The sequence below is a fragment of the Pseudomonas luteola NBRC 103146 genome, assembly GCF_002091675.1.
GTDB lineage: Bacteria > Pseudomonadota > Gammaproteobacteria > Pseudomonadales > Pseudomonadaceae > Chryseomonas > Chryseomonas luteola.
On sequence record NZ_BDAE01000004.1, the window covers coordinates 1 to 10,765 of the forward strand.

General features: G+C 51.7%; 12 protein-coding genes and 1 tRNA gene. 5 read left to right on the plus strand and 8 right to left on the minus strand.

Translation table 11 applies throughout. The features are described 5' to 3' along the window. Positions 1–43: 43 nt before the first annotated feature. A tRNA-Ala gene (locus PLU01S_RS06660) sits at positions 44–119 on the minus strand. A 315-nt stretch (positions 120–434) separates the two neighbouring features. After that, a complete protein-coding gene (locus PLU01S_RS06665) occupies positions 435–1,556 on the minus strand; it encodes a beta-ketoacyl-ACP synthase III (RefSeq protein ID WP_074825144.1) in 1,122 nt (373 codons plus the stop codon). 353 nt (positions 1,557–1,909) lie between these two features. On the opposite strand from PLU01S_RS06665, the gene PLU01S_RS06670 reads away from it, so the two are divergent. Then, the gene (locus PLU01S_RS06670) at positions 1,910–3,184 is read left to right on the plus strand and encodes a putative porin (RefSeq protein WP_074824429.1); all 1,275 of its coding nucleotides are present in this window, start codon (positions 1,910–1,912) and stop codon (positions 3,182–3,184) included. A 61-nt stretch (positions 3,185–3,245) separates the two neighbouring features. Here the strand turns inward: PLU01S_RS06670 and PLU01S_RS06675 are convergent, their stop codons facing one another. The 3 genes from PLU01S_RS06675 to PLU01S_RS25655 all read right to left on the minus strand — a co-directional run bounded on the left by PLU01S_RS06675 (position 3,246) and on the right by PLU01S_RS25655 (position 5,121). Further along, complete coding sequence (locus tag PLU01S_RS06675) at positions 3,246–3,572, minus strand: hypothetical protein (RefSeq protein ID WP_139208736.1); 327 nt, start codon at positions 3,570–3,572, stop codon at positions 3,246–3,248. Next, a complete protein-coding gene (locus tag PLU01S_RS06680) occupies positions 3,533–4,609 on the minus strand; it encodes a DctP family TRAP transporter solute-binding subunit (RefSeq protein ID WP_233432133.1) in 1,077 nt (358 codons plus the stop codon). The genes PLU01S_RS06675 and PLU01S_RS06680 overlap by 40 nt, the downstream gene beginning before the upstream one ends. 335 nt (positions 4,610–4,944) lie before the next feature. Then, the gene (locus PLU01S_RS25655; protein ID WP_010795109.1) at positions 4,945–5,121 is read right to left on the minus strand and encodes a hypothetical protein; all 177 of its coding nucleotides are present in this window, start codon (positions 5,119–5,121) and stop codon (positions 4,945–4,947) included. Positions 5,122–5,261: 140 nt separating this feature from the next. On the opposite strand from PLU01S_RS25655, the gene PLU01S_RS06685 reads away from it, so the two are divergent. Then, entirely contained in the window at positions 5,262–6,041 is a 780-nt protein-coding gene (locus PLU01S_RS06685; RefSeq protein ID WP_074824438.1) for a transporter substrate-binding domain-containing protein, read from the plus strand. A gap of 54 nt (positions 6,042–6,095) precedes the next feature. On the opposite strand, the gene PLU01S_RS06690 is transcribed toward PLU01S_RS06685, so the two are convergent. After that, the gene (locus PLU01S_RS06690) at positions 6,096–6,425 is read right to left on the minus strand and encodes a DnaJ family domain-containing protein (protein ID WP_074824441.1); all 330 of its coding nucleotides are present in this window, start codon (positions 6,423–6,425) and stop codon (positions 6,096–6,098) included. Positions 6,426–6,598: 173 nt separating this feature from the next. Between PLU01S_RS06690 and PLU01S_RS06695 the strand changes: the two genes are divergently transcribed. Beyond that, complete coding sequence (locus tag PLU01S_RS06695) at positions 6,599–7,429, plus strand: AraC family transcriptional regulator (protein ID WP_074824444.1); 831 nt, start codon at positions 6,599–6,601, stop codon at positions 7,427–7,429. A gap of 15 nt (positions 7,430–7,444) precedes the next feature. Here PLU01S_RS06695 and PLU01S_RS06700 read toward each other — a convergent pair whose 3' ends face one another. Next, the gene (locus tag PLU01S_RS06700) at positions 7,445–8,032 is read right to left on the minus strand and encodes a LysE family translocator (RefSeq protein WP_074824448.1); all 588 of its coding nucleotides are present in this window, start codon (positions 8,030–8,032) and stop codon (positions 7,445–7,447) included. 87 nt (positions 8,033–8,119) lie between these two features. Continuing rightward, positions 8,120–9,439 (minus strand): FAD-dependent oxidoreductase, encoded by a 1,320-nt coding sequence (locus PLU01S_RS06705; protein WP_074824451.1) that lies wholly within the window; start codon positions 9,437–9,439, stop codon positions 8,120–8,122. Positions 9,440–9,657: 218 nt separating this feature from the next. Here PLU01S_RS06705 and PLU01S_RS06710 point away from each other — a divergent pair, with 218 nt between their 5' ends. Next, entirely contained in the window at positions 9,658–10,059 is a 402-nt protein-coding gene (locus PLU01S_RS06710) for a DUF4878 domain-containing protein (RefSeq protein ID WP_074824454.1), read from the plus strand. Positions 10,060–10,109: 50 nt separating this feature from the next. Beyond that, complete coding sequence (locus tag PLU01S_RS06715; protein ID WP_233432134.1) at positions 10,110–10,727, plus strand: YiiX/YebB-like N1pC/P60 family cysteine hydrolase; 618 nt, start codon at positions 10,110–10,112, stop codon at positions 10,725–10,727. Positions 10,728–10,765: the final 38 nt, after the last annotated feature.

The window sequence follows — 10,765 nt, forward strand, 5'->3', positions numbered from 1 at the left end:
GAAACCTTCGATTAAAACCAGCCATTGGCTGATTCTGGGAATTTGGTGGAGCTAGACGGGATCGAACCGTCGACCTCTTGCATGCCATGCAAGCGCTCTCCCAGCTGAGCTATAGCCCCGTCGCTAAGACGGTGCGAATCTTAAGAGGCCTCGGTGTTTGTGTCAACGATATTTATGCATTCTTTTAAAATATTTTGCTGAATACACAAATACTTATGATCGAACCGGCTCTTTACGAAGCTCGCCCTGTCTATGCGTATATCCATATAGATCGGACAGAAACGGCATTTCTTTAGCTCATAAAAAAGCCCCGACAAGCGGGGCAAAAAGAACTAATGAACTTGCGCTAGCCCGTCAGCAGCGCGCTGACAGTCAGGTGAGCTATTTACCTCAGCTGCATGACAGGCTGATGACGCCGCATGCCGCGCTGATGCTCAGCGCTTGCGTAGCACCACGGAGCCAATGGAGTAACCAGCGCCGAAGGAGCTGAGTACCCCAAGGTCACCTGCCGTCAGGTCATCCTGATTCAGGTGAAGCGCAATCACCGAGCCCGCAGAGCTGGTATTGGCATAGGTATCCAGAATGACAGGCGCTTCATCTGGCTTAGCGTCACGCCCAAGCAGCTTTCGAACGATCAACTGATTCATATTCAGATTGGCCTGGTGTAACCAAAACCGCCGCACCTGCTCGACCGGAATGTTCAGTTCGGCCAGATGCTCGGCGATCAAATCGGCCACCATGGGGCATACTTCCTTGAATACCTTGCGCCCTTCCTGAACAAACAACTTATCTGGATTACTCATCCCCTCTTCCGCAGCGCGGTTGAGAAAACCAAAATTGTTACGGATATTGTTGGAGAACTGAGTCAACAGCTTGGTCCCCAGAATATCGAACTGATGAGGAGACGCTGCCAGATCAGCCCGCTCGATGATCATGGCGGTAGCCGCATCGCCAAAAATGAAGTGACTATCTCGGTCTCTGAAATTCAAATGACCGGTACAGATTTCGGGATCCACCAGCAAAATCGCGCGAGCCTGCCCGAGTTGTACGCTATTGGCAGCTGCCTGCAGTCCAAACGTAGCCGATGAGCATGCCACGTTCATATCAAAACCAAATCCATTGATGCCAAGCGCCGCCTGCACTTCAATGGCGACCGCAGGATAAGGTCGTTGCAGGTTGGAGCAGGCTACGATAACCCCATCAATGTCTGCTGGCGTCTTCCCTGCTCGCTCCAAGGCTTCCCGCGCCGCGCTCACGCTCATCTCACACAGTACAGACCATTGATCATTACTGCGCTCAGGAATACGAGGCACCATGCGGGCAGGATCTAGAATCCCATCCTTGTCAATGACATAACGGCTCTTGATTCCTGACGCCTTTTCAATAAAGGCCGAGCTGGATTCCTGCTTGGCCTCTTGCTCGCCTCGTGCTATCGCGTCGGCATGTTCCGTATTGTACTGATGAACATAGGCATTGAAGGAAGCGACCAACTCGTCATTGGAGATGCTGTTCGGCGGGGTATACAGGCCGGTACCGCTAATGACTGCCTGATGCACGATCATTCCTCTGATTTTTATAAAATAAGCCACTATTGTGCCGCAAATCCAGGCCAAACCCTATTGGCTTATCAGGCTGCCTGGATAGATGTTTTTTGCTGACTTTCCGCCTCAGCGCCTATCTCCCTCACAAGTCGGCTTCCTCACCAGAGAGAACATGAAGAACGCTAACGATATTTAGTTTTTCATTTTTTCTTCATCGCTCTAAAACCAATCTGTAACCGACCCGTCATGAGCGGCGGTAATACTGGCGCCGCTTTCGAATCGACCTGAGTCGATCACTGGAGCGGCCTTGAAAGCCGACTCGTTCAGCGGTGACGCACGTCGCCCTTATAAAATACGGAGATTGAGATATGCGTCTTTTTTCAGTAGGAACAGCCTCAGGTCTTTGTGGCGGCCTTCTATTGGCTATGAGCATTCCTGCCCATGCGGCGGTTGACGCCAAGCTACTGGATATGTTAAGAGCCAACGGCTCGATTACTCCGGCTCAGTACACTGAATTGAAAGCCGATCTGGATAACGAGACGCGCGCAGAACAGGCGAAGGTTGCTCAGCAGCAGAAACTATCCTCGTTTGAAGAAAAACTGGCCTGGGCAGCGAAAACCCAGATCAAAGGCGACGTACGCGTACGTCACGAGAATATCGATATCGATGGCGAACCGGACAATGGTCGTGATCGGGATCGTCAGCGAATCCGCGCTCGACTTGGTGTCTACAGCCAGATCAATCCTCAGGTCGATGCTGGTATTCGCGTAGCATCAGGCGGTGGCGATGATGCACGCTCCACAAACCAGGACATGACTAACTACTTCAACAAGAAGCAGATCTGGATGGACCTGGCGTATATCGACTTTCATCCCACAGCTGTCCCCAATCTGCACGTCATTGGTGGCAAGATGCTCCAGCCCTGGGTAAGCATGGGTGATGTCATCTGGGATGGTGACATCAACCCTGAAGGCTTGGCCGCAACCTACAAGTATCCCCTGGGTGGATCAACCGAGCTGTTTGGCAGCGCCGGCTACTACGTCCTGAAAGATAACGTTGATGGCGAAGGGTACGAGTTCAAGCATGATTTGCGCCTGTATGCCGGTCAGCTGGGTGCCCGCTTTGCGCCTACCGACAACCTGAAGGTAACTGTTGGTGGGAGTATCTACGGTTACGACAAGGACAAGGACAGCACGTGCGGCAACAGCACAACGACGCCCTGTGCCCTGCAAGCGAACGGCAACACGACCAACGAATTCAACCTGTATGAAGGCTTTGGTCAAGTCGATATTGGTGGCTTGGCCATTCCATTGTCGCTATACGGCCAGTATGTTGTTAACAGCGAGGCCGACGATAACGACACCGCCTGGTTGGCAGGCCTGAAAACCAAAGCTTACGGTATTGGCTTCGATTACAACTATCGCGACGTTCAGCGTAACGCCGTAGTGGGTGCGTTTACTGACTCCGATTTTGCCAATGGCTATGTCGGCTCTCGTGGGCACAAGTTCAAGGTCAGCTACGATATCGACAAGAACTTTGGTCTTGGCGCGACCTACTACATGGCCAAGTCTGACTTTGCCAGCCGCACCAAGCGTGATGCTGACGTTGATACCTTGCAATTGGATCTTGAAGCCAAGTTCTAAGCCATCAGCTTCTGGCTTTTCGTAGCAAACAAGCGCCTGAAAATGGCGCTTGCTTTTTATATTACTGCGTGCGACATACCAGCTTGGCCTTGGTCGGCGTCTCGGCTGACTTGCCCGGCATACGCAGTATCGCCGACTTGCCCGGCTCAATTACAGGCTCTTCCTGTTCGCTATCCTTGGGCCCATGCGCCTGTAACCAGCATTTGACTGGCGTCTTTTCGTTATTGGTTAACGTGATGGCCTGAGGCGCATCATTAGGTAATTCCTGACTGGAAGACTCAGCTAGAATATTGAGATCCCCTACATCCTGGTCAAGCTCAAGGCCTTGAGCCAGGCACACTGCCGGCATTATCGAGGCAGCAAAAACGAACGAAATGATTTTACGCATAGTGTTTCCCCATAAGGACCTATACGTTTGGGCACCGAAGTGAGCGCACTGTTCATTTTTGAAGTCTCCCAACCCTGCCTGGCGCAAGGTTGGGAGATACAGCCAACTATGTGTCGGGTGTCACCGATTAACGAGCTGTGCCGCTCGGATGGCGTCAACGTAACCAGCTTGCTGGTACCTGAGCCCAAAATGTTGTCACGATCCTTATTATTAATCGCCTCAGCTTCCTTATTAACAAACTGCGTCACTTCGTCAGAAATCTGCTCAAGCTGAGTGCGGACGCCAAAGGGCAGCGAGTTCCAGAACTTCGAGTTAGTGATCAGCATATACACCAGCACGCCATGATTGCTTTCAGTAATGTATGGCTGAACGGTGTTGAGCTTTTGGCTGTGAAGGTTAGACCAAGTGTTTTCCGTACCCTGTACCTGCCCACTCTGGAGAGCCTTGAAGGACTGGCTGAATGGCAATTTCAGTGCCGATGCTCCGATCTGCTTGAACTGATCCTCCAGCAGATTGGAAGCCTGAATTCGGAACGCCAGTCCGTGCGCGTCTGCTGGCTTACGCAGCTCGCGATTGGCAGAAAACTGCTTCATGCCGTTATTCCAGAACGCCAGTCCATAAATGCCCTGGCCGGCCATGGAGCCTAGAAGCTCACGACTTTTGTCCCGCTTCTCGAAGCGCTTGACGGCCTCAAGGTCATCGAACAGGAACGGCATATCAAAAATTTCGAGCTGCTTGGTGTACTGGTCGAATTTGGAGACCGAAGGCGCCAGCATCTGAACTTCGTTACGCTGCAGGGCGTCGAGCTCATCGGCATCGCCGTACAATGTCGAGTTCGGATAGACCTCGATTTTCACTTTGCCTGCCAGACGCTCCTGAACAAGCTTCTGGAATAGACGAGCACCCTTCCCTTTAGGCGTGTCGTCCGTTACGACATGCGAAAATTTGATAACAATGGGCTCTTCGGCTACTGCCGGAGTGACATAAGCAACAGCGAGTGATGCCGCAAACAGTGTCGTAGCGACAAACTTGAACATAGTCTTCCCTTCTAACTCCGTGAAAGGGGCATGTTTCTTATTACGCAAGGATGGGTAATCGGCATAAAAGATCCAAAATCTGTTCACTGACATTTATTTTTCTTTTGTGACCGTTTTGGTCTTGTTTACCCGAGGCCTGTCGCGACAAAAAGCTCCCCAATGATTAAGCAGACCGTTCCGATCCCTAGTCGATAACCGTCTGCCAATCACGATGCAAAAAGCTGGCCTTATCGTAATGACCCATGCATTTGATAGTGGCCCTTATAAGAAAAGAAACTGAAGACTGTGCGAAACGTCCTCAACAGCTCGACTCGAAATGTTGAGGACGATGGGCTTTAGCGCTCTTCCTCACTCTCGTCCATTTGACTTTCATCGCCCACTGACTCGATGAAATCTTCATCCACGTCATAACTGCCACCAGGCACATTTTCTATCGAGGTGCCGTCTTCCTTTCCGGCGAAGTGAAAAGGCATGGCGCGTGTTGCGAATACATTTGACTCAATAAGATGCATGGTCATGTCCTCATAAGTATGCCTACCAACGGTGGACCTGCCTCATACCGGCCAGTTCGACACAGGAACCCCTTGTGAAACGGTTTGTCGCTCGGGTAGCGTGAGCGGTATCAAAAACGACAATAAAAAGGATCGTGACCATGAAGGCATTTGCGGTAGCAGGACTGCTTGTGGCGGCCACCAGCGTCTACGCAGCAGACAGCACCTCGCACCTTGATACGGTTATACAAAAAAAGACACTTCGCGTTTGCACCACAGGCGACTACAAGCCGTACACCTTTCTCCGTGACGACGGCGTATACGAAGGAATTGAGATCACGATGGCCGAGGCACTGGCCAAAAGCCTTGGCGCTGACGTCGAGTGGGTAAAAACCAGTTGGAAGACGTTAATGCCGGACTTTCTGGAGGGCCGCTGCGATATATCGGTAGGAGGCGTATCGATTTCCCTCGAGCGTCAGAAAAAAGCCTTTTTCAGTAACGCCATTACAGTGGATGGAAAGATCCCTCTGGTTCGCTGTGATGATGCCAAACGCTTTGAAACCATTGAGCAGATCAACCAGCCCTCGGTCCGCTTGATAGAGCCGCCAGGTGGTACCAACGAAGCGTTTGCTCACCGCGAGCTACCGCAAGCCCAGCTGAGCCTCTTCAAGGATAACGTCACGATTTTTGAAAAACTTGTCAGCAAAGAAGTCGACGTCATGATTACTGACGCCTCGGAGGCATTGTTTCAACAGAAACGCTACCCATCCCTGTGCGCAGTTAATCCAGATAAGCCCATGCAGTACAGTGAAAAGGCTTTTCTGCTGCCCAGGGATGATGTCGCCTGGAAAGCCTATATCGATCAGTGGCTTCACCTCTACAAAGCAACTGGTGAATATCAGAAAACCGTAGATCATTGGCTGGCCAAGCCTGACGCCTAAAATATTGTGGAGCAGTACGCTATCGGCCGGCCTGCTCCACAGTCTCTGGAGACTTCAACCTCTTCCCATTTGCCTGAGCTTTTCCAGGCGAAAGGCAAGCACCTGCTCCAATGCACTGAGCTTTTTTAATAGTTGCGTTCGCAGGGCTGCATCCTGGGTATTGCTGATTTCCTCCTTCAAACGGGCACGCTGATTAAAGAGCTCAATCTCTTGAGGGGGAATGCCCGCATTCTTCAGGACACGAAACGGCATTCGAAGCCCTTCAGGTGTTTGTAGCCATCCTTCATCGATTTTGGTTGGCTCGCCCTTGCCCTTCACCTGTTTCTGCCAGGCTGCCACCTCTCGCGCAATCCTGCGTTCGATTTCTTGCTCCAGTGTGCTCATAACGACTCCTGGATTAAACTGCCATACCTCTATAGAGCGATTAGGCGCCTCCGATGCTTAATGCTCGGCAGTACAGCCGACAGAATAAAGTTCTTTAGTTGCTCTAACAGAACCTCATAGCATTACCAGAAGCGCTATAGTCATAAGCTACCGACTACCGCCTGAGGTCCCGCGTGAATTTTGCAGCCGCACAATGCCTAAATTCCCGATTCTGGCGCGACGACGCACTGCCGTTCATCGAGATTCGTACAGTCAATGATGGTCGTCAGGTAAGTCATGCCAAGCATACGCATGACACCTTCTCCATCGGGGCCATTACGGCGGGTCGAAGTCACTACCTCAATGCCCGAAGCCAAACCCAGATAAGCCAGGGCTCCGTTGTGATAGTGAATCCTGAGACGGTACATGCCTGTAATCCCGTCAAGGGCGAACACTGGGCCTATCAGATGTTTTATATCGATACGCAGTGGCTGGGCAGGCTACAGACGGAGTCGGGATATAGCACGCAGGACTCATTCGTGCCGTTTGATGTCATCCATACGCGCGTACCTGCCCTACACACAGGACTCGTCAGGCTGCATGAAATACTGACATCACCATGTAACGACAGGCTTTACAAGCACAGCGCAACCCTCGACTTTTTTCTCCAGCTGCAACGATCGCTTTCGACGCGCCCCGCTAAAGCTCCAGAAATACCCCATGTACACCTTAAGCGAGCCGCCGACTTTATCCGTGAGCACTGCGCTGAACCGCTGACCCTGGATGACATCGCCACCGCGGCGGAATTATCGGCGTCCTATCTCATCAGGGCGTTCAAGGATCACTATGGCTTGACGCCCCATGCCTACTTGATCAACCGACGTATCCAGCTCAGCCGCCAATGGCTTCGGCAAGGACACAGTCTTGCTGACGTGGCGATGGCAACCGGTTTCGCTGACCAGGCTCACTTCCAGCGCACTTTCAAACGGCACTTGGCTGCTACGCCTGGGCACTATCGCGGCTGACATTTGCCTTCCTCACTAATCTTGTAAAAGGTATAAGGCACTGGCGACCAGCAACCCTGCCATCATCCGATTCAGGAACTGAACACGACTTGGTCTTTGCACATAACGGCGCAGAAAACTACCGGTAAATGCCCAGCAGGCAACCGAGCCATAGCAAACCACGAAGTATAGGATGGCAAACGTCCAGACCATGACCGTATTGCCATCGGCAACGAAAAGCCCCATACCTGCCAACGAGGCCAGCCAGGCTTTAGGGTTCAGCCATTGCATCAGCGCGCCGCGCATCATTGAGGGGCCAGAACCTTCCTCTTTTATATCCAGCACCCCATCATCCATTGCAAGCTGGTAGGCCATATAAAAAAGAAAGGCAACACCACTCCATTGAATGAGCTTGATCAGTTCCGGGATGCGGGCCAGCACTTCGTACAATCCCAGACCAATAAGCAAAAGAAGTGCTGTAAAGCCGGTCGTTGCTCCTGTGACGTGCCTAAGGCTCTTACGAAAGCCATAACAGGCTCCCGAACTTAGGGCTACAAGATTGACGGGACCAGGTGAAATAGAAGAAGCCAGGGCGAAGCCGGCCATGGAAAACAACACGTCCATTGATGTCTGCTCATGTATTCAAGGAACAGACACCATATTTCGCCAGCCTCATGTGGTATTGAATAAAATTACCCTTCTACTGAAGACTTAGTGAATCAATTCAGAGCCGGATATTTCATTGTTACTCCAGCCCCAAGTCTTATCTTGCTGGCCGTCCCAGTGATAAAGCGTCTCTTCTCGTCTAGTCGACAGTAGCCATCCTGTTCGAGCGCCTACCAAGGTAGTAACCGCATGCCTGCGTCCAAATACGTTGTGACGGGCTAAAAACAAGGCACTGTCACGCAACCAACCAAGGGCCTTGCTATGCGACTGAAACAGTGGAGTTAGAAAACGGCTGGCTTGCCGGTAATAACGTAAATGCTCACGGCGGGCGACACTGTAGCCCTCAAAGACAGTTGGCCAGTGGTCCCGGGAGGACACCGACATATCTACGGCATCGGCCAGCGCAGCGGCATCGACCAACGCCATGTTTGCACCCTGACCCAATTGAGGACTCATTGCATGTGCGCAATCACCGATAGCCAGTACTCGCCCATCACTCCAGCGTTGCATCCAGACATCTGCGTAAGCGGCAAATGCTAGTTGCTCTGATTGATTAATGTGTTGCAGGAAAGGCCTTGCGGTTTCGCCAGCCAATTTCACAACCTGCCTTTTCCAGCTATCCAGACCCGCCGCCTGCCATTGGGGATAATCGATGACGGGCAGACTCCAGAACAGGCTGCTCAGCTGGGCATCGCGTTTTTGATGCGTACAGCCTGTAGGCATGATTCCGAACATCTCAGAACAGTGTCTGTACCATTGGCGTAACTCTGTAGAGTCCGCGTGTGCTGGCGTCGAGACCATGCTCCACAACGCACCCCATGGGTAGGGTTTGACATGTTGTTTAACAGCCATCTGCCCACGTAATGCAGAACGTGTTCCGTCTGCCAGAATCAACGCAGCAAAATCGCCTAACAAGCTCTCGTTGCCCTGTGCGTCTCGATGAAAAAGCTGGACGTGACTTGGTGTTTGATGAAAACGGGTGATGTCACTGCTGGTTTCTATACTGACGCCTGCATATCGCGCAGCGTTCAGTAAGGAAGTCATCAGGACGCCGCGGTGAATACCCAATCCAAAACTACCTGGCCTCCAAGCATCATAACGGGTATCCAGAACGACGCGTTTGCCCTGCATGGATGTTCCGTAGAGGCGGTTGACTGGCGCACCTAGAGCAGTACATTCGGTCAGTACGCCCAACGTGTGTAGTACTGCCAACCCCGAAGGTTGCAATAGAATGCCTGCACCAACCGTCCGCAATTTAGGTACACGTTCGAACAGCCTGACCTGGTAACCCCTGCGGGCCAGGAAAGTAGCCGTAGCCAAACCTGCGGTACCTGCCCCAACGATCCCTATTGCCACCTTCTCCATAGCCATACTCCTGTTATTGGCTAAGGTACATTCTACGTCTCTCGAGCAGCGACGAGTGAGCAGGCTGGCAGCCTTGATTGTCCGCAAATCGCTTTTTATGTATCCACACATTGGTAGAGCACGGCTAAATCACGATTAGCTCTCACCTAATAGAGGTGTGATTAAGTAAAATCCGCCGCCCTAGATTTCCAGCTACTGATCTACGAAAAGGATTTCATATGTTTCTTATCAAGAAATGGTTCGCCCTGATTTTTGTTGCCTCCCTCCTGATCGCCTGCTCTGGTGCCAACACCCCGGAAAGCGTTGCGGAGCGCTTCATAAAAGCGGCTTACACCCAAGACCTTGATACCATGATGGATCTGATCGATGTACCCAAGGATGCGGATGCGAACGCAAAGGACTTTGTACGTGGCAAGTTTCAGATGCTGCTTACGGAAAGGGCTAAACAGGCCGAATCACTGGGTGGCGTCAAGAGTATAAAAGCCGAAAAAACAACCTATAACGATGACAAGACACGCGCCGATGTCAGCGTAACGGTTACTTTCAAAAAAGACGGCGAAACCCGTACTGAACACACTCATCTAATTCAGAGCGACGGCGACTGGAAGATCAAGATCTGATTGGACGAGGGCTTTGTCCACATCGGATAAAGCCTTTTGCTATTCGGCAGATGAACAGTTTGTATCGTTGGGCTCTAACAGCCCTGCTGTGCATGGGTCTGGCAATAACGTCCTACGAAGGCCGTCAGCCTCAGGCATTACCTACCCTACCTGGGCAGCGCCTGAGCCCGTCGTCACTGGCAGTTGGCGACTGGCTGTTTCGACTGGGAACATCAACAGACAGTCGAATCGTAGAACAGGTGAGTGGTAGCAGGTTTTCCCACGTAGGCATGGTTGTCGCCACAACACCTACGGTCCTGATCGTTCATGCCACAACAGACGATGATCCTGCACATCCAAACCAAGTCCTGCTTACGCCTTTAGATGAGTTTCTAAAGCCAGACATGGCAAGGCATTTCGCAGTAGCGCGGCCGACTTTTTTGAATCCTGAACAAAAGGAACGCATTGCGCAGTATCTGAAAAGTACTTTGGGACGAACCTTTGTGCTCGAACCGCGCGACAAGCCCCATCTTTATTGCACAACACTATTGGCTGAAGCGATTGCTACTCAACTACCCTCTTTCGCGCCCCGCTGGACAAGTCTGGATGTCCCAGTTTTCCGAGGTGACTATCTTTTTCCTCAGGCATTCGCGGATTATCCCGGACTTGAATGGATTTACCGCCAGTAACAGGCAGGCAGGGTTGAGCAGCTCAACCCTACTCTTAC

Coding starts and splice junctions, on each gene's coding strand:
- PLU01S_RS06670 (WP_074824429.1), top strand. CDS start 1,910: ATGCGTCTTTTTTCAGTAGGAACAGCCTCAGGTCTTTGTGGCGGCCTT.
- PLU01S_RS06675 (WP_139208736.1), bottom strand. CDS start 3,572: ATGCGTAAAATCATTTCGTTCGTTTTTGCTGCCTCGATAATGCCGGCA.
- PLU01S_RS06680 (WP_233432133.1), bottom strand. CDS start 4,609: ATGTTCAAGTTTGTCGCTACGACACTGTTTGCGGCATCACTCGCTGTT.
- PLU01S_RS25655 (WP_010795109.1), bottom strand. CDS start 5,121: ATGCATCTTATTGAGTCAAATGTATTCGCAACACGCGCCATGCCTTTT.
- PLU01S_RS06685 (WP_074824438.1), top strand. CDS start 5,262: ATGAAGGCATTTGCGGTAGCAGGACTGCTTGTGGCGGCCACCAGCGTC.
- PLU01S_RS06690 (WP_074824441.1), bottom strand. CDS start 6,425: ATGAGCACACTGGAGCAAGAAATCGAACGCAGGATTGCGCGAGAGGTG.
- PLU01S_RS06700 (WP_074824448.1), bottom strand. CDS start 8,032: ATGGACGTGTTGTTTTCCATGGCCGGCTTCGCCCTGGCTTCTTCTATT.
- PLU01S_RS06705 (WP_074824451.1), bottom strand. CDS start 9,439: ATGGAGAAGGTGGCAATAGGGATCGTTGGGGCAGGTACCGCAGGTTTG.
- PLU01S_RS06710 (WP_074824454.1), top strand. CDS start 9,658: ATGTTTCTTATCAAGAAATGGTTCGCCCTGATTTTTGTTGCCTCCCTC.
- PLU01S_RS06715 (WP_233432134.1), top strand. CDS start 10,110: ATGAACAGTTTGTATCGTTGGGCTCTAACAGCCCTGCTGTGCATGGGT.